The sequence below is a fragment of the Roseateles sp. genome (genome assembly GCF_965262435.1).
Classification (GTDB): domain Bacteria; phylum Pseudomonadota; class Gammaproteobacteria; order Burkholderiales; family Burkholderiaceae_C; genus Paucibacter_A.
The window spans coordinates 2,934,906-2,956,645 of the sequence record NZ_OZ253537.1; the positions used below are offsets into that span (position 1 = coordinate 2,934,906).

Genomic DNA, 21,740 nt, shown 5'->3' on the forward strand with positions numbered 1-21,740 from the left:
GCATGCCCGCGACTGTGAACCCCAGCCGCCGCCGTTTTCTCGGCCAGAGTGGCGCCGGCCTGGTGCTGGCGCTCAGCGGCTCGACCGTGGCCCTGGCTCAAAGCGCCAAGCCCGCAGCGGCAACGGCCTTCAAGCCCAGCGCCTTCATCAGCATTTCGCCCGAGGGCGTGGTGACGCTGATCTCCAAGCAGCCCGAGATTGGCCAGGGCATCAAGACCTCGCTGCCCATGGTGATCGCCGAAGAGCTGTCGGTGAACTGGCGCGATGTGAAGATCGTGCAGGGTGATCTGGACCCCATCTACGGCAGCCAGGGCGCGGGCGGCTCCACCTCCACGCCCACCAATTACCAAGACTTCCTGCGCCTGGGCGCCACCGCCCGCACGCTCTTGGTTCAAGCGGCGGCGCAGCGCTGGGGCGTGCCGGTGGCGGACTGCCAGGCACGCGACTCCTTCGTCCACCACCGGCCCACGGGCCGCAAGCTGGGCTATGGCGAGCTGGCCAGCCTGGCCGCCACGCTGCCACTGCCCGATGCCGCCAGCGTGCAGCTCAAAGACCCCAAGGACTACCAACTGCTGGGTCAGCGCATCGGCGGCGTCGACAACGCCGGCCTGGTGCGCGGCGCGCCGCTGTTCGGCATCGACGTCAAGCTGCCCGGCATGCTCTACGCGGTGTACGAGAAATGCCCGGCATTCGGCGGCAAGGTGCTCAGCGCCAATCTCGCGGCGGTCAAGGCGCTGCCCGGCGTGCGCGATGCCTTTGTGATCGAGGGCACCAGCAATCTCAACGGCTTGATGCCCGGCGTGGCCATCGTGGCCGAGTCGACCTGGGCGGCCTTCAGCGCCCGCAAGCAGCTGCGCGTGCAGTGGGACGAGGGCGCCGTGGCCACGCAGAGCTGGGACGGCTTTGCCGCCCAGGCCGCGGCCCTGCGCGGCAAAGCCGGCACCAGCAGCCTGCGCCGTGACGGCGATGTCGAGCAGGCCTTGCGCGCCGACGGCGCCAAGGTGGTGGAGGCCAGCTACAGCTACCCCTTCATCTCGCATGCCAGCATGGAGCCGCAGAACTGCACGGCCTGGTGGAAACCAGAGAGTTCCAGCCTGGAACTCTGGGCGCCGACCCAGAACCCGGCCTCGGGCCAGAACCTGGTGGCCAACACCCTGAACATTCCCAAGGAAAAAATCAGCCTGCACATCACCCGCAGCGGCGGCGGCTTCGGCCGGCGCCTGAGCTCGGATTTCATCGTCGAGGCGGCCGCCATCGCCCAGCGCGTGGCCGCGCCGGTCAAGCTCTGCTGGAGCCGTGAGGATGATCTGCGCCACGACCATTTCCGCCCGGGCGGCTTCCACCACCTGCGCGGTGCGGTCGATGCGCAAGGCCGGGTCAGCGCCTGGCACAACCATTTCGTCACCTTCGCCAACCGGGTGCAGCGCGAGGGTCAGTCGGTGCTGCAGCCGGGCAGTGGCGGCAGCTTGTCGGGCGATGAGTTTCCCGGTCGTTGGCTGCCCAATATCCTGCTGGAGCAAACTGCGCTGGAATGTGGCGTGCCGATGGGCCCCTGGCGGGCGCCGGGCAGCTGCGTGTTCGCCTGGGTCTTCCACAGCTTCATCGACGAGCTGGCCCATGCGGCCGGGCGTGACCCGCTGGCGCTGCGCCTGGAGCTGCTCGGTGAGCGCGACATCGTGCCGCCCAGCACGGAGCGCGGCCAGCCCTACCATGCCGGCCGCATGCGCGCCGTGCTGCTGGAGGTGGCGGCCAAATCCGGCTGGGGCAAGAAGAAGTTCCCGCGCGGCCAGGGCCAGGGCATGGCCTTCCATTTCAGCCATCGCGGCTATATCGCTGAGGTGGCCGAGGTGACGGTCAGCAAGAGCGGCCAGCTCAAGGTGGACCGGGTGGTGGTGGTGTCCGACATCGGCCGCCAAATCGTCAATCTCAGCGGTGCCGAGAACCAGGTCGAGGGCTCGGTGCTGGACGGTCTGGGCACGCTGATGCATGCCCAGCTGGACCTGCAGCGTGGTCGCATCGTCCAGGGCAATCTGGGCGAATACCCGCTCTTGCGCATGCACGAGTCGCCAACCCGGGTCGATGTGCATTTCCTGCGCAGCGATCAGCCGGTCACCGGCCTCGGTGAGCCGGCTTTGCCGCCGCTGGCGCCGGCGGTATGCAATGCCATCTTTGCCGCCACCGGCCACCGCGTGCGCCAGCTGCCGCTGAGCCTGAGCGACCTGAGCTGGAGTTGAAGGGCTACTTCGTCACTCGGGCTCAGCCGCGCGGCTGGAAGTCGGCGCAAGCGGCCGCCAGCTGCTCGTAGGCGGCGCGTGCGGCCGGGCTCTCGGCCAGGGGCAGGCGCAGTTCCAGCTCGGCATAAAGGTCGCCGGCCGGCAGGTTCAGATGGGCGGGCAGACCTCGGCCCTTGAGTCGCAGTTTCTGGCCCGCACAGGCGCCGGCCTGCACCTGCAGCTCCAGGCGGCTTCCGCCCGGTGTGCGCAGCTGCACGGCCGCGCCCAAGGCGGCTTCCCAGGGTGCCAGCGCCAGGCTGACGAACACATCGCCGCTGCCGGCCGGGTCGCTGGACTTGCCTGCCGGGCTTGATGCACTGTCGAGCCGAAACGGCGGCTCGGCCCGCAGCTGCACGGTGATGTAGAGGTCGCCCGCGGCGCCGCCGCCCAGGCCGGGACCGCCCAGACCGGCCAGGCGCAGACGCTGGCCGCTGCGCAAGCCGGGCGGGATCTGCAAATCGACCGGGCAGTCCTGCAGATGGCGCCGGCCTTGCTCATCAAGCCGTGGCAGCTGCAGGTTCAGACGCCGGCTGGCGCCTGAATAGCTGTCCACCAGGGCGATTTCGGCCTCGGCATGCAGGTCCTCGCCCCGCAGCAGTGGCTCGCGGCTGGCCGCGCGCCAGGCGGTGTTGCCGCGCGCCTTGCGCAAGAGCTCGCCGAGTTCGCTGTCGGCGGCGAACTCGAAGCCTCGGTGCGCCTTGGCCGCCTTCTGTTGCTGCAGCTGGGCGTCATAGGCAGATCGGCGTTCGCTGTCGATCAGCACCTCGTGGGCTTGCGCCACGGCTTTGAACTGTGCCTCGGTGTCGGCCCGGCTGACATCGGGGTGGAAGCGGCGTGCCAGCTTGCGGTAGGCCTGCTTGACCTCGGCCGCGCTGGCGCCATGGGCCACACCCAGGGTGGCGTAGTGGTCGGCTCCGACGGCGCCGCTGGGTTTGGCCTTGGCCCCGGTCTCGTGGTCTTGCGGTTTGGCGTTCAAGTGTGTGGGCTCGCGGCAAGAGGGCGGGGGCGCAGAAGGGATTGATTGTGCGCTGGGTGGGGGCGAGGCCTCTGTGCGACAGCGAACCGGGGCCTTGCACAAATGCTGCGCCCCAAGCCGCTTCTGTGTTCGCCAACGCACCGAGTTTCGGGGCGGCTGCGCCTAATCTCGACGACGAGCGGCGTGCCTTGCATGCCGCCCTGGTCCCTTCCGATTTCTGAACTGGAGTTCCCCATGAGTCTCTTTACCTTGCTGCTGATCATCCTGATCGTCATGCTCATCGGTGCCGTTCCGACCTGGCCGCACAGCCGCGGCTGGGGCTATCTGCCCAGCGGTGGCTTAGGGCTGGTGCTGCTGGTGCTGATCGTTCTGATGTTGATGGGTCGACTCTAGACCTTGAGACTGGTGTCGCGACCTGGTTTGACGGTTCCTTGGGAGAGGAAGGCTATGCACAATATGGGTGGTAAATACCGGGCGCCGCAAGGCGAGGAGGGCCCGTCGCTGGCGGCGGAGCGCGTCTTGCCGAACCGCTGGGCGCGCGCTTCGGCGCAGGCAACGCCGAGCCCCGCGCAGGTCTTTCCTTCAGCCACTGCGCCTTCGCTTGGGTCGGCCCAAGACGGTGTGAATGCCGTGCAGGCACGGCGTTTGGCCGCCGCTGCCGCCGATGTTTCTCTGGCGGACTGGAGCGTGCTGCTGGACGCCGTCAAGCTGCGCCTGCGCGCCAGTGTCGCGGGGCCCAGCGGACCGGCTGGCCTGGCCGAGCCGCTGCAGGCCGGCGCCGCCTCGCCGGCCGCCCCGTCGCCGCAGCTCCAGCGTACGGTGCTGGAGTGCGTGGACGCGCTCGATCAGTTGCAGAGCACCTTGCTCCACGAACTGGCGCGCCGCTTGCAGCTGGAGCTGCAGGTCTTTGATGCCCAAGTGGCTTTGGCCCAAGCGCGCTCCGAACTGGGCGCGCGCCTCGGCGCGGCGGGTGCGGGTGCGGGTGCGGGTGCGGGTGCGCAGGCTGCCACGCCCATGGCGCCTCTGAGCGGCCCCGATGCCTTCAGCCGCAGCCGCCACCAGACCTTGCATGACAGCCTGACCGACTTGCCCAACCGGCGCTTCTTTTTGGAGCGGCTGGAGCATGGCCTGCAACACCTGCCGCGCCCGGATTCCTTGCTGGCCGTGTTCAGCATGTGCATTGATGGCTATGCCGCCATCGAGGCCGAACATGGGGCTGATCTGGCGCAAGCCTTGCTGAAGGTTGTGGCGGCGCGCTGGGGTCGGGTCTTGCGGGTCGAGGACATGTTGAGCCGCTTGGACGGCGCTGAGTTTGCCTGCCTGCGCCTGGCCCAGGGAGAGGATCCGGTCGCGCTGGCGGGGGTCTCGGCCAAGCTGGTCGAAGCCCTGGCCTTGCCCGTCAGCCTCGCGCCGCTGAGCCTGCAGCTGCGTGTCCGCATCGGCATGGCCCAAGGCGGATCCGGCCAGGGCGGCGCTCAGGCCTTGTTGGCGCGTGCGGTGGGGGCGAGGTGAAGGAGTGAACAGGTGAACTGGTGAATGGTGAATGGTGAATGGTGAATGGTGAATACCGTCAGCCACGACTCACGACTCACGACTCACGACTCACGATTCACGATTCACGATTCACGATTCACGATTCACGATTCACGCCCCGGCAACACCACCCGCAGCGTGCTGCCCTCTCCAGGCCTCGAGCGCAGGCTCAGCTGGCCTTGTTCGGCCTCGACGCGAAAGCGCATGCCGAGCAGGCCGTAGGCGGATCCGCGGCGGGCGCTGCTGTCGAAGCCGCAGCCGTCGTCGCGCACGCAGAGCTCGGCGAAGTCCTGCCGCGCCGTGCAGCCGGGCACTGGGCCGGCCGTCATTTGCAGGCTGACCCAGACGCTGCGGGCCTGGGCGTGTTTGGCGATATTGGTCAGGGCTTCTTGCAGGGCCCGGTACAGCACCAGGGCACTGGCTTCGCCCAGGCCCACCGGCCGCAGATCGCTGTGCACTTGCAGGCCGCTGCTGTCGGCGAACTCGTGGCAGAGGATGTCCAGGGCCGCCAGCAGGCCCAGGTGGGCGAGGGCCGAGGGGCGCAGGTCTTCGATGATGCGCCGCTTCATGGCGATGCCGCTGTTGAGGGTGGCGACCAGATGCGCCAGGCGCTCCAAGGCCACGGCCGGCTCGGCCGGCAGGGCGCTCAAACGGGCTTTGATGCGTGCGGCATCGAGCTTGGCCGAGGTCAGCAGGGCGCCGAGCTCGTCATGCAGATCGCGGGCCAGGCGTTGGCGCTCGTCCTCGCGCGCGGTTTGCAGGTGCAGGGTCAGCTCGGCCAGCTGAACGGTGCGCTGGCGCACCAGTTCGTCGAGCTGCCGGTGCAGGCCGGCTTGCAGCTGGCGGCTGCGGCGCTGCTCCATGCGGCAGCTCTGGCGCCAGGCCGCGAGATGGGCCAGGCGGCGCAGCCGGCTCACGGCGGCGCCGCGCGAGCGGCCCGAAGTTTTGGGTTTGGTTTCAACATGACGATGACGATGAAGAAGAGGTCCAGCAAATGATTCGAATTGCACTTGTCGATGATCATGCGGTCGTGCGGGCCGGCTTGCGCCAGTATTTTTCGGAGCAGTCGGATTTCTCCGTGGTGGCCGAGGCGGCCAATGGCCGCGAGGCCCTGGCCATCGTGCGGCGTGGCGAGATCGACGTGATGCTGATGGACATTGCCATGCCGGACCAAAGCGGTGTCGATGCCCTGATCGCCATCCGCGCCCGTGCCCCGCATCTGCCGGTCTTGATGCTGAGCGGCTTTGCCGAGGCCCATTACGCCACCACCTTGCTGCGTCAGGGCGCCAGCGGCTATCTGAGCAAGGACTGCGAGCCCGAGCAGCTGGTCCAGGCGATCCGCACGGTCTGCCGCGGCCGCCGCTACATCAGCCCCAGCGTTGCCGAGCTGCTGGCCGGCCAGCTGGCCGATGCCCCTGGCCCGGGTGGCGCGCTGCCGGTGCATGAGCAACTGTCCGAGCGCGAGCTGCAGGTCTTTCTGCGTCTGGCGGCTGGCGAGACGGTCGGGCATCTGGCCCTGGCCATGTCCCTGAGCGTCAAGACGGTCAGCACTTACCGCAGCCGGGTGATGGAAAAGATGTGCCTGGCCTCGAACAGCGACCTGACGTATTACGCACTCAAGCAAGGCTTGATCCGCTGATCCGCTGATCCGCTGATCCGTGGAGTTCTCAGTGCGGCCCCGGCAGGGTTTGGACCAGGCCTTCGCAGTACTGGATCAGGTCCTCGATTTCGCGCGACTTGTCGAAGATGCGGTCGGCGCCCAGCTCCAGGCAGCTGCGCCGGATGTCGGGCGTGGCGTAGTTGCTGAGCACCACCCAGTGGCGTCGCGGGTCAACTTGTGCGCGCAGATGCTGGGCAGCCCGCAGCACGCCCAGGCCCGAACCGCCCTTGAGGAAGATGTCGACGATCACCACGTCCACCGCATGGCCGGCCTGGCCCAGCCAGAGCAGGGCCGCGGCCTCGTTGTCGGCTGCGCCCAGCACCTGCAGCGGCAACAGCTCTTCCAAGGTGGCGATCAGCTCGGCCTGGATCAGCGGGCTGTCTTCGACAAGATAGGCCGTCAGTGGGCGCATGGTGGGGCTCAGGGCAGGCACAGCCGGGGCTGCGTAGGCCGCCAAGGAGGCAGCGTGGGCTTGCAAGGCGACCCGATTCAACACTCCGGCGGGCCCGCAGCGGCCAGTGTGCCAGCCACTCGGGGCGCCGCCCATCGGCAGCAGGATGGCTCGCCTGTCAGACAAGGCCTACAAGGGCGCGCAGCGGCTAGCGGCTTAGATCGACGGCAGCGGCAGGGTTTGTAGGCAGCGGCCTACGCCGTCTCGCGGCCCTGTCCGCTGGGCGCTGCGGCCCCGGCCTCTCACACTGAGCCAGGGCTTCAAGAGCTGCCTGCCGATTCGGCCGGTGGCCGGCCCGAAACCCTGAGAAAGCCGCCGCCATGAAACTGCCCCGCCTCCTGCCTCTGTGTCCGCCGCCCTCAGCCTTGCTGTGCAGCGCTGTGGCCCTGCTGTCCTGTCTGCCGGGCCTGGCCTGGGCGCAGCTGACCGCCTACGAACGGGAAGACTTCGGCGGCTCCTCCTTTGTGAGCCGGCGTGCCGTTCCCGATCTGCGCCTGCAGAACTTCAACGACCGCGCCTCCAGCGTCGTGGTTGCGAGCGACCGCTGGGAGGTCTGCGAGGACCTGCGCTTCAGCGGCCGCTGTGTGGTGCTGCGGCCGGGCAAGTACGCCTCGCTGGCGGCCATGGGCCTGAACAATGAGATCTCCTCCTTGCGCCGCCTCGATGCGCGGGCGCGCGTGGATGATGACCGTTATGCCCCCGAGCCGCTGATCGTGCGCGACTTCGGTCGCCAGCGCGAGGAGCGCCTGTTCGAGGCCGATGTCAGCTCCGTTCGCGCCGTGCTCGGCCCGCCGCAGCAACGCTGCTGGATGGAGCGCGAGCAGGTCTCGGTGGACAAGCGCGAGGCCAATGTGCCCGGTGCTCTGGCCGGCGCCCTGATCGGCGGCATTCTGGGTCACCAGATTGGCGGCGGCACCGGCCGCGACATCGCCACCGTCGGCGGCGTGGTGGCCGGCGCGGCCATTGGCTCCAAGACCGGCCGCGACGCCGGTGCGCCGCAAATCAGCAGCCGGGATGTGCAGCGCTGCCGCAACCTGCCCGCCGACGCCGACCGGCCCGCCTACTGGGATGTGAGCTACCAGTTCCGCGGCCGCCAGCACCGGGTGCAGATGACCACGCCGCCGGGCGACACCATCACCGTCAACCGCAACGGCGAGCCGCGCGGTTGAGGCTTCAGCCCATCAGTTTCAACTTCACCTTCACTCCGCTTCCCCCACCCACCCCAAGAGGTATTCCATGATTCAACGCCACACCCCCTTCCAGATGTCTCTGCTGACCTTGCTGCTGGCGGCTTTGCCGGTGGCCAGCGCCATGGCCATGAGCAAGGCCGAGCACAAGGATGCGCAGGCCCGCATCGACACCACCTACAAGGCCGACAAGGCCGCGTGCAACAGCCTGGCCAGCAATGCCAAGGACGTCTGCATTGAGGAAGCCAAGGCCAAGGAAAAAGTGGCCTTGGCCGAACAGGAGTTCGCCTACACCGGCAAGCTGGTCGATCAGCGCAAGGTCGGCGTTGCCAAGGCCGAGTCCACCTATGCCGTGGCCAAGGAACGCTGCGACGACAAGGCCGGCAATGACAAGGATGTCTGCGTCAAGGAGGCCAAGGCCGTCGAGACCAAGGCCCTGGCCGACCTGACCCTGGCCAAGAAGGTCGGCGAAGCCGTCACCGAAGCCAAGGACGAGAAGCGCGATGCGAACTACAAGGTTGCCACTGAGAAATGCGATGCCATGGCCGGCTCGGCCAAGGACGCCTGCGTGCTCGATGCCAAGATGAAGTACGGCAAGACCTGATCGTTCAGAGCAGACCCCGCCAGGCATCCGCCAGGGCCCGCACGGCCTGGCGGATGTCTGCCGTGGGCACGGTCGCGAAGCCCAGCAACAGGCCGGCCTGCTGGCTGTGCGCGGGCAGGCCGCCCATCTGCTGCAGGCAACCCACCTCGACCCCGACGGCCTGGGCGCTCTGGCTCAGGCGCTGCTCCTCGCTGCGATGGGCCAGGGGCAGGAAAACCTGCAGGCCGGCCGGGATGGCCGGCAGCTGAAAGCGCGGGTGCAGCGGGGTCAGGTCTTGCGTCCAAGCCTCCATGAAAGCGTCGCGACGTTCGCGCGCGGCCCGGCGCATGCGTCGCACATGGCGCAGGAAATGCCCTTCGGCCATGAAGTCGGCCAGCACCGCCTGGTCGGCGATGGCTGCCTGCCGGTCCAGCACCGAGCGCAGGCGCGCCAGAGTCGGCAGCCAATGGGCCGGGGCCACCAGATAGCCCAGACGCAGGCCCGGGAACAGCAGCTTGGAAAAGCTGCCGACATAGAGCGTGCGGCCGGCCTGGCCCGCTTCCAGCGAAGCCATGGGCGCCAGCGGCACGCCGCTGAAACGGTATTCGCCGTCGTAGTCGTCCTCCAGCACATAGGCATCGTTGGCGCGTGCCCAGGCCAGCAACTCCAGGCGCCGCTGCAGGCTCATGACCACGCCGGTCGGGTATTGGTGCGAGGGCGTGGTGTAGACCAGGCGGACCGGCCCCAGGGCCCGCAAGGCGCCGACACGAAGGCCTTGCTCATCGAGCGGCACCGGCAGCACGCGCGCGCCGCCCAAGCCCAAGGCGGCCGCCGCCGCGCGGTAGCCGGGTGACTCCATGCCGACCCGGTCGCCCGGGCGCAGCAAGGCCAGGGCGGCGATGGCGATGGCCTGCTGCGAGCCTGCGGTCACCAGCACCTGCTCGGGCCGGCAGGGCAGTCCACGTGAATGGCTCAGGTAGGCGGCGATCAGCTCGCGCAGTCGCGGCAAGCCGGCGGGGTCGCCATAGCTGAGCGCCGCATCGGGGTCGGGGCGTGCCTGGCGGCGCCAGAAGCGCGCCTGCAGGCGCGACCACAGCGCATGCGGGAACAGGTCCAGGGCGGGCAGGCCGTGGCGGAAGGCCCGGCCTCGGCCGACGGTCGTGGCCGTGGGCTGGTAGTGCTGCAGCGCCTGCCAGAGCGGGGTTTCTGGTAGCTCGACAGGCGTGGGATCTGGCGCAGGGAGTGGCTTGGCCAGGCCTGCTTGTGCGAGCGGCACGCTCGTTTCACCGGCGCTCAGCGTCTTCAAAGCGCTGACAAAGCTGCCGGCGCCCATGCGCGCTTCGATCAAGCCTTCGCTTTCCAGCTGCTCGTAGGCGCGCAGCACACTGTTGCGCGAGACGCCCAGCGCCTGGGCCAGGGCGCGTGTGGTGGGCAGGCGCGCACCATGGCTCAGCTGACCTTGCAGGATCCGGGCCTTGATCTGGGCGTGGATCTGTCGGCTCAGGCCGAGGCCAGGGCGCAGCTGCATGCCGGCCAGGTCCAGTTCCAGTGCGGAGGGTGGTGCCAGCGTGGGCTCTGGAATTGGTTCCATCAAATCAAGTAAAAGTGGTTCTTTCATGGTACCAAGCGGGCGGCTATTCTTGCGGCCATGTACCAGAACCCATCTTTTCGCTGCGAAGATTTCGCCCAGGCACGCCGCTTCATGGCCGAGCAGCCCCTGGCCTTGTTGGTCGGCCCCGACGCCCAGGGCCAGAGCTTCGGCAGCCACCTGCCACTGAGCCTGCAAGGCGAGGACCCGGCGCTCTACCTGGAGGGCCATATGGCGCGCGCCAACCCGCACTGGGCGTGGCTGAGTGCCTTGTCAGCCGGCGGCCCCGAGGTGCTGGCGGTCTTCAATGGCCCGGGCGCCTACGTTTCGCCGCAGCACTACGACGGCGTGCAGAACGTGCCGACCTGGAACTACATGGCCGTGCATGTCTATGGCCGCTTGGAACTGGTCGAAGGCGAGCTGGAGAAGGACCGCCTGCTCAAGCGCCTGATCGAGCAGCACGAGCCCGGCTATGCCGCGCAGTGGCGTGCGCTGCCCGAGGCTTACCAGAGCCGCATGCTGAAGGCCATCGTCGGCTTTCGTCTGCACATCGTGCGCTGGGAGGCCAAGTTCAAGCTGAGCCAGAACCGCAGTGCGGTCGAGCGCCAGCGTGTGCAGGCCGCTTTTGCCCAGGGCCAACCACGCGAGCAGGAACTGGCGGCCTGGATGGCGCGCTTGGGTTTGTGATGCCCGGCCAGCGCAAAGATGAAGAAGCGAGGAATGAAGTGAGTAGTGAATTGACGACGATGATGAAAGTCCAGCCCCTGACCCTGAAAGGCAGCCTGCTGCGCCTGGAACCCCTGAGCCTGACCCACCTGCCAGGCCTGTGTGCCGTCGGCCTGGATCCCGAACTCTGGCAATGGGTACCGAGTCAGGTGCACAGCGAGGCCGATATGCGGGCCTATGTGGAAACGGCCTTGGACGAGCAGGCACGCGGTGTCTCGCTGCCCTTTGCCATTGTGTTGAATGGTGTTGAGGAGGAGGACGGCGGGGGCGGGCGTGTCATCGGCTGCACCCGCTTCGGCAACATCTCGCCGCGCGACCACCGCCTGGAAATCGGCTGGACCTGGTTGGGCCGCGACTGGCAGCGCAGCGGCGCCAACACCGAGGCCAAGACCTTGCTGCTGACCCATGCCTTCGAAAGCCTGGGCGCCTGGCGGGTGGAACTCAAGACCGATGCGCTCAATGCCAAGTCGCGTGCGGCGATTGCGCGCATTGGCGCTCAGCAGGAAGGCATCCTGCGCCGCCACACCTTGACCGACACCGGCCGCGTGCGCGACACCGTCTACTTCTCGGTGCTTGACCACGAATGGCCGGCGGTGAAGGCCGGCCTGCTGGCGCGCAGACGCTGAAGCAAGGGAGGCTTGCGGGCAAACCCCGGCTCGATGCGGAAGGGGCGGTGTTAGGGTGCGGCCTTCGCATTTTTCCAGCGCGTGGCCTCTTGGCGGCGTGCGCCCGCCATGAGCACCGCTGCCAAGATCCTGGTCGACCCGGACCGCAAGGCCCCGCATCCCGCCCTCTATATGTTCCTGATCGCGCCCTTCGGTGCGACCTCGGGCTACACCGCCGTTTGCGTGGCTTATCTGCTGACCCAGGCCCAGGTCGGCGCCGAGGCGGTGGCCGGCCTGCTGGCCCTGGCCTATCTGCCGCAGACCTGGAAGTTCCTCTGGGCCCCGGTGGTGGACCTGAGCCTCAGCCGCAAGACCTGGTACGGCATCGGCCTGGCCGGCATCGTGCTTGGCATCCTGCTGGTGGGCAGCAGCCCGCTGACACAGGCGGCCATGTGGCCGCTGACCCTGGCCGTGCTGCTGATGGGCACGGCCTCGACCTTTCTGGGCATGGCCGTGGACAGCCTGATGGCGCACCAGACGCCTGAGCACGCCAAGGGCAGGGCGGCCGGCTGGTTCCAGGCCGGCAATCTGGGCGGCGGCGGCCTGGGCGGCGGCGCGGCCTTGTGGCTGGTGCAATCGGGCGGCCTGACGCCGCAAATGGGCGCCGCTGCCTTGGCCGGCCTGTGCCTGCTTTGCGCGCTGCCCATCCTCTGGGTCAGCGAAGGCGAGGCGACGGCCGACAGCGCTCCGCCACCAAGCATCGCCCAGCGCCTGCGCGACACCGGGGCCGATCTTTGGTCCGTGGTCCGCTCGCGCAACGGCGCCCTGGCCATGCTGCTGGTCTTCTTGCCCATGGGCACCGGCTCGATGGCAAATATGTACTCCATCATGGCGACCGAGTGGCAGGCCTCAGCCAACACCGTGGCCCTGGTCACCGGCACGCTGAGCGGCCTGATCTCGGCCCTGGGCTGCCTGATCGGCGGCTACATCTGCGACCGCATGAACCGGCAGCTGGCCTATGTGCTCTTCGGCCTGGTGCTGGCCGGCGCCAGCCTGATCATGGCGCTGGCGCCGCATACGGAATGGCACTTCATCGTCTGGACCAGCGTCTATGCCTTGATCACCGGCCTGTGCTACGCCGGCTTCTCGGCCGTCACCCTGGAGGCCATCGGCAAAGGCGCCGCGGCCACCAAATACAACCTGATGGCCTCGCTGTCCAACACGCCGATCGGCTGGACCACGGCCTTGTACGGCTGGGTGTTCGCGCAGGCCGGGGGCCGCCTGACCCTCTTGGTCGAACTGGCGCTGACGGTGCCAGCGGCGCTGCTGTTTGTGTGGGTTTTTCGCAGGGGGCGGGCACGGGCAGCGGCTGCTAGCGGGGTCTGAGGCCGGGGTGAGTGCTTGGTGGCGCCAGGGTTGCGGTTGTGCCGGTTCAAACCTGAGATGCAGAGTACGGGTGAAGGCGGCGTGAGCTAATCATTCGCCAAGAATCTGCTGCGGATTGTGGAAAGTCACGCTTCAAGGCTCACGGCCTTTGGCGGCTCCGGACGCATGGTACAAACCTCGAAAATCGACGCATCGGCAATGGCTTTGCGGTGGTTTGTCGAGTTGCCAAGACTGGATATGGGCGCAGTCGATGCGATACGGAACGGGGGAGTCGCTCGAAATCATAGTTAGAACGCACGCGCACCACCATGCCAACTGAACCACTCGAGAGCCTTCACGCCCGGTTAACCTCGCAGAATGCGGCCCCGTCGCAACTATCGCGCATCTCCGATGTTCGATCCCTTTGCGAACGTTCGCCCCATTGCCATGGACTGGCGTTGGTCGGCTCCTTCGCCCAGGGTACGGGAGATCGAATCTCTGATCTTGACCTCGCTGCATTCGTTACGGAAGGGCGTGAGGCAGAGTTCATGGCGCAGGCACACGAGTTTCTTGGTTCGAGCGAAGTTTTAAGTGTCTACGGCCAGGATCACATCGGCGAAGCCTCCTTCCGCAAGTACGTTTACTTGGATTTTTCGAGTTGCGAGTTCTATGCGTTCAGCAATCTTGCTCCGTTCAAGCTGAGGCGGCCCTTCCTCTCTGTATGGAACCCGCACGATTACCTCGAAACGCTGGTTGTGGACGAAGACCCTCCACGCCACGAGACCTTTGATCCCTATCCGCACGGGGATGACGCTCTCGTCTGGGAGCTAGTCGACTGCATAAAGTGGCTGAGCCGCGGCCGCCAGGCTCTCGCCAAGAGCTACTTGCTGAGGCTCGCCGAGGCGCTGAAGGCCAAAGGTGCGGTCTAGCTCATTGCTCGAGTGGACCTCAGCCAGCCAACTGGCCGCGCTACGCTGCCTGTATATTCTCAGCTCCGCGCGTCCAGCTAGCTGAAGACGCTCATCTAGAACGTTATGTTTCTAGGGCAAACATGCAATATCGAATCACCGCACTACTTTCCCTGCTGCTGGCAGCATGCACAAGCCAGCAGCGTCAGCCCGCATTCGATGTGCCAGCGGCCGTAGGTGCGCTCAATGCCGAGCTAGAAAGCTTTGCCAACGCCAGCAATCTATCAAACAGTCGTTTTGAGATTCATGGCGACTGCCAAACGATCCTGGTTACGCGCTGGTCTACCCAAGCAGCTAGCCGCAAAGGGTTCGCGAGCGCGCGAACTGAAGTTCCAGTGAACTTCTCGACAGTTAGGGCGATCGATTTCTCCGGCCCAAGGTCTGTCGCGGATGCAAGGGGTGTTCAGTCTTTGGATGCTGGCATCCGGATGGATTTTCTAGTTGCTGGCGTTCGGATGAAGACCACAGCAGTCCTGGCTAGCAATTCGCAGGAGCGATCTGCCGAGTTCGAGACCGATTTCGTCGAGATTTCTGTTGCTCAAGATGCAACAGCGGCAGACGCTTCAGTTCGCAGCCTAATGACCAAGCTTAGGGAAGTTCAAACGGCGTGCAAAGCAAGATGAGGATGCTGGCAATGCAGAAACACAACCGGTCGCGCGGGTGGGCCTTCTCCAGCTTGCCGAGCTTCGCTTCCTACATGTTTTCAGCCCCGCGCGACCAGCTGGCTCCGGCCCCACCCATTCCAGGTGATCAAGCGCCAGTTCGGCCATGTGAAGGTGCGCTATCGCGGGTTGGCGAAGAACACGGCGGAGTTGCACACGCTGTTCGCGCTGTCCAACCTGTGGAGGGTGCGGCGCCAATTGGGCGGGCTTCAACATTCCACTTCAGGTCGGGGCCATCACAGATGACTGCGCTTTGTGCAGACCTTCCCTTGGCGCTTACTGCGTCAGGTCTTTGGTTTGGGTTTCGCTCTGCCGTGTTGCTATCTTTCGACGGCGGTCGAATGCTGGATCGATTTTTGGTTTCGGGGTCACCGTTTCACAATCAACAACCAGTTCGGTGAGTATTGGTTCTTCGTTAAGAATCCTGCTTGCCCGCGCGCCATCTTGGAGGAAGTTGCTCAGCATTTCTCGAGGCTCTTGTCCAGCCAAAAGAACGTCCTCTGAACCTCCGATCAAACGGATGTGTGACGGCCCTTTCGGCCGGTCGCGTCATGCCACGAGCTCGGAGCGGCAAGCCGATTCCATACGAGTTCATGCGTGCATGTTCCCTGGGTTTCCGGCTATGTAAGAGTCTCTCAAGGCCTCTCATGCAACAGTGAAGCCGCAGCCGACATGCATCCACAGACCTTGTCGTACAACGCTGCCCAGGCACCCGCAGATCAGCTGACCTGCGAACTCCTGGCCCAAGAGATCGACCTTGCCTTGCCCGAGGCGGAGAACAAGTTGTGGCATGCCCACCCGGTGTGGTTCCTCGACGGCAACCCGGTGGTGGGCTACAGCAAGCTGAAGGGTGGTGTGCGGCTGCTGTTCTGGAGCGGCCAGTCCTTTGCCGCGCCAGGGCTGCACCCTGAGGGCAAGTTCAAGGCCGCTGAAGCCCGCTTCGCGTCGGTGGATCAGATTGATCTCGCGGCCTTGCGAGGCTGGTTGGCTGAGTGCCGAGTCGTGCAGTGGGACTACAAGAATATCGTTCGTCGAAAGGGCGTGCTGGAGCGGCTGCGCTAGTCGCGTTGCCCGTCAATCGCGGCTTGACGAACCGGTACAGACATCAAGCCTTTCAGGGTCAGCGTCAAACCTAGAACTTCAAGGCAAGACCTGACCCTCCTCTGCCAGAGCTGCAGTCTCTTCAGAGCGCCAGCTTCAGGCTGTAGGCGCCGGTGGTTCCCGCGCTGCGCAGCACGCGCAAGACCAGCACCACGGCCTTGCTGCCGGGGTTGCTGATGCGGACCTGCTGGCTGGCGCCGACGATGCCGTTGGACAGCAGCACGGTCTGACCCGTGCTCATGTAGACACCGACGCCAAAGCCTGAGGTCGCGCTGCCGGCGCTCAGCACGGCGGTGACCGTCTTGCCGGCCGGCAGGGTGAACTTGAAGTAGTCGTTGTCGGTGTTGCTGCTGATCCTGCCGGCCACCTGGGCGGGCAGGATGGTGACAGCCTGGGCCGTGGCGATGCTCTCGTTGGGTTCCTTGTCGCTGAGCTGGAGCAAGGCTGGAATCGGCGAGGGTGCCGGGGTGGGCACGGGTGCTGGTTTGGGAGCCGGGGTGGGAGCAGGTGCGGGTGCTGGCGCAGGGGACGGGGAAGGGGCCGGCGCAGGAGCCGGGATGCTGGCCTTGGCCGCCAGCGCCGCCAGCACGGCGGCATTGGCATCGACCAAGCCGCTGCCGCAGCCGCTGCAGCTTGCAGGGAAGGCGCGGGCGCTGCTCTTGAGCAGGGCGGCCACCTGGTCCGGCGTCAGTTTGGGGTTGGCGGCCAGCATCAGGGCGGCGACACCGCTGACCACCGGGGCGGCCATCGAGGTGCCCATCATCGAGCCGTAGTTGTCCGCGCCGGGCGCGGTGGTGCCGGCGTTCCAGGTGGAGAGGATGCCGAAGCTGCCGTCGCCGCCCGGGGCCGCCAGGCTCACCTTGCTGCCGAAGTTGGAGTAGCTGGCGCGGCCGCCGGTCTTGCCGGTGGCGGCCACGACGATCACGCCGCTGCAGTTGGCGGGCGAGCTGCCCGCGGCATCGGCGCTGCTGTTGCCGGCCGCCACCACGAGCACCGCCCCCTTGGCTCGCGCTGTGTTGATGGCGTTCTGCGTGGTGATGCTGCAGGCGCCATTGCCGCCCAGAGAAAGGTTCAGCACCTTGGCCGGGTTGGGGTTGAGGGGCAGGCCGCTGACGCTGCCGCCCACGGCCCAGACGATGGCGTCGGCAATGTCCGAGGTGTAGCCGCCGCAGCGGCCCAGCACACGCAGAGGCAGCACCTTGGCTGCATGGGCTACACCGGCCACGCCCACGCCGTTGCCGCCGCTGGCTGCGGCGATGCCAGCCACATGGGTGCCGTGCCAGGAGCTGTTGCTGGCCCTGGAGCCACTGGCGCACTGGTTGGCGGTGGTGAAGTCGCCGGGGTCGCTGGCGTCGGCGTCGCGGGCATTGCCGTCGCCGGCAAAGCTGGCACTGCTGATGAAGTCGTAGCCAGGCAGCAGGCGAGCGTTCAGGTCGGCATGAGGGCGCACCCCGGTGTCCAGCACCGCCACGGTGACGCCGACGCCGGTGCTGCGGTCCCAGGCCGTGGGCGCACGGATACCGGCCACGCTGTCGCTGAGGCTCCACTGTTGGGCCAGCAAGGCGTCGTTGGGCACCAGGGTCGGGTGGTGCAGGCGGTCGGGCTCCACGTATTCGATGGCGGCATCGCCCATGCGCAGATTGGCGGCCATGGCGCCAGCATCGGCCAGGCTCAGGCGGCGGTCGAGGTGGAAGACCTGGGCACCGTTGGCCATGCGGCGCAGGTGCTTCATGCGCACGCCCTGGCGGTTGGCGGCCACCTGCATGGCGGCTTCGCTGCGGGCGTTGGGGCTGCCGTCGGCATTGCTGCTGACCGCAGCGCTGCGGTACTTGACGATCAAGCGGTCGGTGTGCACGGCGGGCTCGAATCGCGCCATCATGGGCGTGAACTCGTCGAGCTGCACGGGCGGGCGGGCTTGGGCTGGGAAACTGACCGAGGTGGCCCAGGTGGCCAGGGTGAGCGCGGCGGCGACTTGGGTGGCGCGCAGGGGGAAAGTGGCCAGGTACTGCATCAGGGGTCTGCCTCGTGAGGATCGAGGCCAGGCGCCACCGTGTCTAGGCCGGCACCTGGCAGCCCCGCTACCGTGGTGCGCTGTCAGGCAGCGCGCTTTAGGCCGGAGGCTTTGCGTCCCTTGCTTTCACAAGGTTTGCGGGTGCTCGGACGATAGGGCCGAGGCTTGCAGCAGTCCAGGTGCGCAGAGCGCACACCACTCAATTGTGAGAATTTGTACGCGGCGGGCGCGCAAAAAAGGCGGGCCCTTGTGCAGGGCCCGCCTCAAGCAATGTTTCTCTGTTACATGCCAGCGTAGTTCGGCCCGCCACCGCCTTCGGGCGTGACCCAGACGATGTTCTGGCTCGGGTCCTTGATGTCGCAGGTCTTGCAGTGCACGCAGTTCTGGGCGTTGATCTGCAGGCGGTCCTCGCCGGCATCGCTCTTGACGAACTCGTACACGCCGGCCGGGCAGTAGCGGGCCTCCGGCCCGGCGAACTTGGCGAGGTTCAGCGACACCGGCACCGACGCGTCTTTCAGCGTCAGGTGGGCGGGCTGGTTTTCTTCGTGGTTGGTGTTGGACACGAAGACCGAGGACAGGCGGTCAAAGGTCAGCTTGCCGTCCGGCTTGGGGTAGTCGATCTTGGCGCAGTCGGCCGCGGGCTTGAGGTAGAGGTGGTCGGGCAGGGGGCGGTGGATGGTCCACGGCGGGCTCTTCATGCCCAGCTTGGGCAGCAGCCATTGCTCGATGCCGGTCATCAGCGTGCCGACGGTATTGCCCTTCTTGAACCACTGCTTGAAGTTGCGCGACTGGTTCAGCTCTTCATGCAGCCAGCTTTGCTCGAAAGCGGCAGGGTAGGCGCTCAGCTCGTCATGCTGGCGGCCGGCGGCCAGGGCCTCGAAGGCGGCCTCTGCCGCCAGCATGCCGGTCTTGATCGCGGCATGGCTGCCCTTGATACGCGCGGCGTTCAGGTAGCCGGCATCGCAGCCGACCAGGGCGCCGCCCGGGAACACGGTCTTGGGCAGGCTCAAGAGGCCGCCGGCCGTGATGGCGCGGGCGCCGTAGCCCAGGCGCTTGCCGCCTTCGATGTGCTTGCGGATGCTGGGGTGGGTCTTCCAGCGCTGCATCTCTTCAAAGGGCGAGAGCCAGGGGTTTTTGTAGTCCAGGCCGACCACATAGCCCAGGGTGACCTTGTTGCCCTCCAGGTGGTAGAGGAAGCCGCCGCCATAGGTGTCGCCGTCCATGGGCCAGCCGGCGGTGTGCACCACCAGGCCGGGCTGCGCTTGGGTTGCGGGCACTTCCCAGAGTTCCTTGATGCCGATGGCATAGCTTTGCGGGTCTTTGCCGGCGTCGAGCTGGAACTGGGCGATCAGCTGCTTGCCCAGATGGCCGCGGGCGCCTTCGGCAAAGATGGTGTACTTGCCGAGCAGCTCCATGCCGAGCTGGAAGTTCTCGGTCGGCTCGCCGTCCTTGCCCACGCCCAGATTGCCGGTGGCGACACCGCGCACGCTGCCGTCTTCACCGTAGACCACTTCGGCGGCGGTGAAGCCGGGGAAGATCTCCACGCCCAGGCCCTCGGCTTGCTCTCCCAGCCATTTGGTGACGGCGCCCAGGGAGATGACGTAGTTGCCATCGTTGTGGAAGCAGCCCGGGATCAGCCACTGCGGCGTGCTGGTGGCGCCGGTTTCGTTCAAGAACAGCACCTCGTCGGCCTGCACCGGCTGGTTCAGCGGCGCGCCGAGCTCCTTCCAGTTGGGCAGCAGCTCGTTGAGCGCGCGCGGGTCCATGACAGCGCCCGAGAGGATGTGGGCGCCCGGCTCCGAGCCTTTTTCCAGCACCACGACCGACAGCTCCTGGCCTTTGGCCGCCGCCAGCTGCTTGAGCCGGATCGCAGTGGCCAGGCCGCCAGGGCCGCCGCCGACGATGACCACGTCGTATTCCATCGATTCACGCGGTCCGTACTGGCTCAGAAGATCTTGGTTTGTCGTCATGGTGTTCTTGTCCTGGCTGAAGCTGTTGAGCTGGCTTGTCTGCGCGGCATTCTATAAGGGGCTTTGATAAAACGAACGGTCGTGCTTTTCTTGCCGCTAGGTGCAAGGCTCTAGCGGCTTGTCGCATGTCAATCAGACCTCGGCCGGGCGCTCTGTTTTCCTCGTAGGCCCCGGGGTCGCGTGCTACGCTTCCCCAGCAGTTTTCCCAGAGGATGACCATGAGTTACAGCATTGATTTGTCGGGCCGCGTGGCCCTGGTGACCGGCGCATCGAGCGGCCTGGGCGCCCAGTTCGCCCGAACTCTGGCCCAGGCCGGCGCCTGTGTGGTCCTGGCCGGCCGCCGCACCGAGCGGCTCAAGACCTTGCGCAGCGAAATCGAAGGCGCCGGTGGCGACGCCCATGTGGTGACCCTGGATGTCACCGATCTGGACAGCATCAAGTCGGCCGTGGCCCATGCCGAGACGGAAGTCGGCACGCTCGACATCCTGATCAACAACTCCGGCGTCAGCACCACCCAGCGCCTGACCGAGGTCACGCCCGACGACTACGACTTCGTCATGGACACCAATGTCCGCGGCGCCTTCTTCGTCGCGCAAGAGGTGGGCAAGCGCATGCTGGCCCGCGCCCAGGGCTCGGCGCCCGGCACCTTCATCGGCGGCCGCATCGTCAACATCGCCTCCATGGCCGGCCTGCGGGTGCTGAGCCAGATCGGCGTCTATTCCATGAGCAAGGCGGCGGTCATCCACATGACCCGCGCCATGGCGCTGGAGTGGGGCAAGTACGGCATCAATGTCAACGCCATCTGCCCCGGCTATATCGACACCGAGATCAACCACCACCACTGGGGCACCGAGCAGGGCAAGAAGCTGGTGGAGCTGCTGCCGCGCAAGCGCGTCGGCCAGCCCAAGGATCTGGATACCTCCTTGCTCATGCTCTGCGCCAACGAGAGCCATTTCATCAACGGGGCCATCATCCAGGCCGACGACGGCTTCGGGGTCTGAACATCCATGTCTTTGCGAACCTTGAGCGCCCTGGAGGCGCGCGTGCTGGCGGTGCTGGTGGAAAAAGAATCCACGGTGCCGGACAGTTATCCCCTCTCCCTCAATGCCCTGACCCTGGGCTGCAACCAGAAGACCGCGCGTGAGCCGGTCATGAACGCCAGCGAGGCCGATGTGCTGCTGGCGCTGGAAGAGCTCAAGGCCATGCACCTGGTCAACACCGTCAGCGGCAGCCGCGTCGTGCGCTTCGAGCACAACGGCGCGCGCGGCCTGGGCGTGCCCGGTGCCGGCCTGGCCTTGCTGACCTTGCTGATGCTGCGCGGCCCGCAGACCACGGCCGAGCTGCGCCTGCACACCGAGCGCCTGCACCGCTTTGCCGATGTGTCCTCGGTCGAGGGTTTTCTGGAAGAACTGGCCGAGGCCACCGAGCGGCGCCCGGCCTTTGTCGTCAAGCTGGCGCGTGCACCCGGAGCCCGCGAAGCGCGCTGGGCCCATTTGCTCAGCGGTGAGCCGGCGGCCGATGCTGGCGCTTATGCTGGCCCGCCCGGTGCCAGTGCGGCGCAGGACGAAGACATTGCGTTTTTGCGCGCCGAACAGCAACGCATGGGCAAGGAGCTGGAGCAGCTCAAGGCCTTGGTTCAGCGCATGGCCGCTGAGCTGGGTATGGACGCCGGCGGGGCGATCTGAGAACGTTTCCGTCGATGAACCGGGTTATCCCGGAGTGGCGGCCGGCCAGTGCTGGGCAGAATTCGCAGGCCCGATTGAGGGTTGAGATCGCGACCGGTGCTCAAGAGGCCCGGTTCGACACCAGGGAGACCATGTCCATGAAGCAAGAACAACGCAATTCCATCCTCGGCCTGCTGTCGGCCGTCGCTTGTCTGGCCCTGACGGCCTGCGCCAGCAACCAGGCCCCGGACGAAAAGGACGCCGCCTACGAGCGTCCCGAGTACACCACCGGTAGCAATCTGGCGCGCAAGGACCGCAATGCCCTGAACGTCAAGCTGGTGGACAAGGATGCCTACCAGTCCAGTCTGTCGGGCAACTCGGGCACCGCGCAAGGCGCCAAGAACTGAGGGCACTGGG

General features: G+C 66.7%; 22 protein-coding genes and 1 riboswitch. Of the genes, 15 read left to right on the top strand and 7 right to left on the bottom strand.

From position 1 onward, the window contains the following. Positions 1 to 2: 2 nt before the first annotated feature. Entirely contained in the window at positions 3 to 2,234 is a 2,232-nt protein-coding gene (locus tag ACQY39_RS12615) for a molybdopterin cofactor-binding domain-containing protein (RefSeq protein ID WP_428506698.1), read from the top strand. A gap of 22 nt (positions 2,235 to 2,256) precedes the next feature. Here ACQY39_RS12615 and ACQY39_RS12620 read toward each other — a convergent pair whose 3' ends face one another. Then, positions 2,257 to 3,249: a DnaJ C-terminal domain-containing protein gene (locus ACQY39_RS12620; protein ID WP_428506700.1), complete on the bottom strand. Its 993-nt coding sequence runs from the start codon at positions 3,247 to 3,249 to the stop codon at positions 2,257 to 2,259. 234 nt (positions 3,250 to 3,483) lie between these two features. Between ACQY39_RS12620 and ACQY39_RS12625 the strand changes: the two genes are divergently transcribed. Continuing rightward, positions 3,484 to 3,642, top strand: a complete 159-nt coding sequence (locus ACQY39_RS12625; RefSeq protein WP_263519366.1) for a DUF3309 domain-containing protein — start codon at positions 3,484 to 3,486, stop codon at positions 3,640 to 3,642. 54 nt (positions 3,643 to 3,696) lie between these two features. After that, positions 3,697 to 4,761 (top strand): diguanylate cyclase domain-containing protein, encoded by a 1,065-nt coding sequence (locus tag ACQY39_RS12630; protein ID WP_428506703.1) that lies wholly within the window; start codon positions 3,697 to 3,699, stop codon positions 4,759 to 4,761. Positions 4,762 to 4,886: 125 nt separating this feature from the next. On the opposite strand, the gene ACQY39_RS12635 is transcribed toward ACQY39_RS12630, so the two are convergent. Next, positions 4,887 to 5,699: a sensor histidine kinase gene (locus tag ACQY39_RS12635; protein WP_428506705.1), complete on the bottom strand. Its 813-nt coding sequence runs from the start codon at positions 5,697 to 5,699 to the stop codon at positions 4,887 to 4,889. 77 nt (positions 5,700 to 5,776) lie between these two features. On the opposite strand from ACQY39_RS12635, the gene ACQY39_RS12640 reads away from it, so the two are divergent. Beyond that, a complete protein-coding gene (locus tag ACQY39_RS12640; protein ID WP_428506707.1) occupies positions 5,777 to 6,421 on the top strand; it encodes a response regulator in 645 nt (214 codons plus the stop codon). Between the two features lie 28 nt (positions 6,422 to 6,449). Here the strand turns inward: ACQY39_RS12640 and ACQY39_RS12645 are convergent, their stop codons facing one another. Next, positions 6,450 to 6,854: a response regulator transcription factor gene (locus ACQY39_RS12645; RefSeq protein WP_428506709.1), complete on the bottom strand. Its 405-nt coding sequence runs from the start codon at positions 6,852 to 6,854 to the stop codon at positions 6,450 to 6,452. 359 nt (positions 6,855 to 7,213) lie between these two features. Here ACQY39_RS12645 and ACQY39_RS12650 point away from each other — a divergent pair, with 359 nt between their 5' ends. Further along, a complete protein-coding gene (locus tag ACQY39_RS12650) occupies positions 7,214 to 8,062 on the top strand; it encodes a beta/gamma crystallin-related protein (RefSeq protein ID WP_428506711.1) in 849 nt (282 codons plus the stop codon). Between the two features lie 67 nt (positions 8,063 to 8,129). After that, positions 8,130 to 8,684 (top strand): hypothetical protein, encoded by a 555-nt coding sequence (locus tag ACQY39_RS12655; RefSeq protein WP_428506712.1) that lies wholly within the window; start codon positions 8,130 to 8,132, stop codon positions 8,682 to 8,684. A 4-nt stretch (positions 8,685 to 8,688) separates the two neighbouring features. Here ACQY39_RS12655 and ACQY39_RS12660 read toward each other — a convergent pair whose 3' ends face one another. Continuing rightward, entirely contained in the window at positions 8,689 to 10,254 is a 1,566-nt protein-coding gene (locus tag ACQY39_RS12660) for a PLP-dependent aminotransferase family protein (RefSeq protein WP_428506714.1), read from the bottom strand. A 57-nt stretch (positions 10,255 to 10,311) separates the two neighbouring features. Here ACQY39_RS12660 and ACQY39_RS12665 point away from each other — a divergent pair, with 57 nt between their 5' ends. The 5 genes from ACQY39_RS12665 (at position 10,312) to ACQY39_RS12685 (ending at position 14,538) form a co-directional block, all read left to right on the top strand. Beyond that, on the top strand, positions 10,312 to 10,938 hold the full coding sequence (locus ACQY39_RS12665) for an FMN-binding negative transcriptional regulator (RefSeq protein ID WP_428506716.1): 627 nt from the start codon (positions 10,312 to 10,314) through the stop codon (positions 10,936 to 10,938). Between the two features lie 59 nt (positions 10,939 to 10,997). Further along, on the top strand, positions 10,998 to 11,603 hold the full coding sequence (locus tag ACQY39_RS12670; protein WP_428506718.1) for a GNAT family N-acetyltransferase: 606 nt from the start codon (positions 10,998 to 11,000) through the stop codon (positions 11,601 to 11,603). Positions 11,604 to 11,711: 108 nt separating this feature from the next. Continuing rightward, positions 11,712 to 12,968: an MFS transporter gene (locus ACQY39_RS12675; protein WP_428506720.1), complete on the top strand. Its 1,257-nt coding sequence runs from the start codon at positions 11,712 to 11,714 to the stop codon at positions 12,966 to 12,968. 308 nt (positions 12,969 to 13,276) lie between these two features. Then, a complete protein-coding gene (locus ACQY39_RS12680; protein WP_428506722.1) occupies positions 13,277 to 13,876 on the top strand; it encodes a hypothetical protein in 600 nt (199 codons plus the stop codon). Between the two features lie 122 nt (positions 13,877 to 13,998). Continuing rightward, on the top strand, positions 13,999 to 14,538 hold the full coding sequence (locus tag ACQY39_RS12685) for a hypothetical protein (protein ID WP_428506724.1): 540 nt from the start codon (positions 13,999 to 14,001) through the stop codon (positions 14,536 to 14,538). Positions 14,539 to 14,853: 315 nt separating this feature from the next. Here ACQY39_RS12685 and ACQY39_RS12690 read toward each other — a convergent pair whose 3' ends face one another. Continuing rightward, the gene (locus tag ACQY39_RS12690) at positions 14,854 to 15,042 is read right to left on the bottom strand and encodes a hypothetical protein (protein WP_428506726.1); all 189 of its coding nucleotides are present in this window, start codon (positions 15,040 to 15,042) and stop codon (positions 14,854 to 14,856) included. 207 nt (positions 15,043 to 15,249) lie between these two features. Here ACQY39_RS12690 and ACQY39_RS12695 point away from each other — a divergent pair, with 207 nt between their 5' ends. Then, a complete protein-coding gene (locus tag ACQY39_RS12695; protein ID WP_428506728.1) occupies positions 15,250 to 15,639 on the top strand; it encodes a DUF1801 domain-containing protein in 390 nt (129 codons plus the stop codon). A 121-nt stretch (positions 15,640 to 15,760) separates the two neighbouring features. Here the strand turns inward: ACQY39_RS12695 and ACQY39_RS12700 are convergent, their stop codons facing one another. Together ACQY39_RS12700 and ACQY39_RS12705 are read right to left on the bottom strand one after the other, a co-directional pair. After that, a complete protein-coding gene (locus tag ACQY39_RS12700) occupies positions 15,761 to 17,689 on the bottom strand; it encodes a S8 family peptidase (protein WP_428506730.1) in 1,929 nt (642 codons plus the stop codon). Between the two features lie 54 nt (positions 17,690 to 17,743). Continuing rightward, a riboswitch (cyclic di-GMP riboswitch) is annotated at positions 17,744 to 17,839 on the bottom strand. A gap of 131 nt (positions 17,840 to 17,970) precedes the next feature. Continuing rightward, positions 17,971 to 19,659 (bottom strand): electron transfer flavoprotein-ubiquinone oxidoreductase, encoded by a 1,689-nt coding sequence (locus ACQY39_RS12705; protein WP_428506732.1) that lies wholly within the window; start codon positions 19,657 to 19,659, stop codon positions 17,971 to 17,973. 218 nt (positions 19,660 to 19,877) lie between these two features. On the opposite strand from ACQY39_RS12705, the gene ACQY39_RS12710 reads away from it, so the two are divergent. The 3 genes from ACQY39_RS12710 (at position 19,878) to ACQY39_RS12720 (ending at position 21,730) form a co-directional block, all read left to right on the top strand. Beyond that, positions 19,878 to 20,660 (top strand): SDR family oxidoreductase, encoded by a 783-nt coding sequence (locus ACQY39_RS12710; RefSeq protein ID WP_428506734.1) that lies wholly within the window; start codon positions 19,878 to 19,880, stop codon positions 20,658 to 20,660. Between the two features lie 6 nt (positions 20,661 to 20,666). Next, complete coding sequence (locus ACQY39_RS12715) at positions 20,667 to 21,344, top strand: YceH family protein (protein WP_428506736.1); 678 nt, start codon at positions 20,667 to 20,669, stop codon at positions 21,342 to 21,344. A gap of 137 nt (positions 21,345 to 21,481) precedes the next feature. Then, entirely contained in the window at positions 21,482 to 21,730 is a 249-nt protein-coding gene (locus ACQY39_RS12720) for a hypothetical protein (protein WP_428506737.1), read from the top strand. Positions 21,731 to 21,740 lie beyond the last annotated feature (10 nt).

Coding starts and splice junctions, on each gene's coding strand:
- ACQY39_RS12720 (WP_428506737.1), top strand. CDS start 21,482: ATGAAGCAAGAACAACGCAATTCCATCCTCGGCCTGCTGTCGGCCGTC.
- ACQY39_RS12655 (WP_428506712.1), top strand. CDS start 8,130: ATGATTCAACGCCACACCCCCTTCCAGATGTCTCTGCTGACCTTGCTG.
- ACQY39_RS12715 (WP_428506736.1), top strand. CDS start 20,667: ATGTCTTTGCGAACCTTGAGCGCCCTGGAGGCGCGCGTGCTGGCGGTG.
- ACQY39_RS12660 (WP_428506714.1), bottom strand. CDS start 10,254: ATGGAACCAATTCCAGAGCCCACGCTGGCACCACCCTCCGCACTGGAA.
- ACQY39_RS12625 (WP_263519366.1), top strand. CDS start 3,484: ATGAGTCTCTTTACCTTGCTGCTGATCATCCTGATCGTCATGCTCATC.
- ACQY39_RS12705 (WP_428506732.1), bottom strand. CDS start 19,659: ATGACGACAAACCAAGATCTTCTGAGCCAGTACGGACCGCGTGAATCG.
- ACQY39_RS12630 (WP_428506703.1), top strand. CDS start 3,697: ATGCACAATATGGGTGGTAAATACCGGGCGCCGCAAGGCGAGGAGGGC.
- ACQY39_RS12665 (WP_428506716.1), top strand. CDS start 10,312: ATGTACCAGAACCCATCTTTTCGCTGCGAAGATTTCGCCCAGGCACGC.
- ACQY39_RS12675 (WP_428506720.1), top strand. CDS start 11,712: ATGAGCACCGCTGCCAAGATCCTGGTCGACCCGGACCGCAAGGCCCCG.
- ACQY39_RS12700 (WP_428506730.1), bottom strand. CDS start 17,689: ATGCAGTACCTGGCCACTTTCCCCCTGCGCGCCACCCAAGTCGCCGCC.
- ACQY39_RS12650 (WP_428506711.1), top strand. CDS start 7,214: ATGAAACTGCCCCGCCTCCTGCCTCTGTGTCCGCCGCCCTCAGCCTTG.
- ACQY39_RS12695 (WP_428506728.1), top strand. CDS start 15,250: ATGCATCCACAGACCTTGTCGTACAACGCTGCCCAGGCACCCGCAGAT.
- ACQY39_RS12670 (WP_428506718.1), top strand. CDS start 10,998: ATGATGAAAGTCCAGCCCCTGACCCTGAAAGGCAGCCTGCTGCGCCTG.
- ACQY39_RS12685 (WP_428506724.1), top strand. CDS start 13,999: ATGCAATATCGAATCACCGCACTACTTTCCCTGCTGCTGGCAGCATGC.
- ACQY39_RS12640 (WP_428506707.1), top strand. CDS start 5,777: ATGATTCGAATTGCACTTGTCGATGATCATGCGGTCGTGCGGGCCGGC.
- ACQY39_RS12645 (WP_428506709.1), bottom strand. CDS start 6,854: ATGCGCCCACTGACGGCCTATCTTGTCGAAGACAGCCCGCTGATCCAG.
- ACQY39_RS12680 (WP_428506722.1), top strand. CDS start 13,277: ATGCCAACTGAACCACTCGAGAGCCTTCACGCCCGGTTAACCTCGCAG.
- ACQY39_RS12615 (WP_428506698.1), top strand. CDS start 3: ATGCCCGCGACTGTGAACCCCAGCCGCCGCCGTTTTCTCGGCCAGAGT.
- ACQY39_RS12710 (WP_428506734.1), top strand. CDS start 19,878: ATGAGTTACAGCATTGATTTGTCGGGCCGCGTGGCCCTGGTGACCGGC.
- ACQY39_RS12690 (WP_428506726.1), bottom strand. CDS start 15,042: ATGCTGAGCAACTTCCTCCAAGATGGCGCGCGGGCAAGCAGGATTCTT.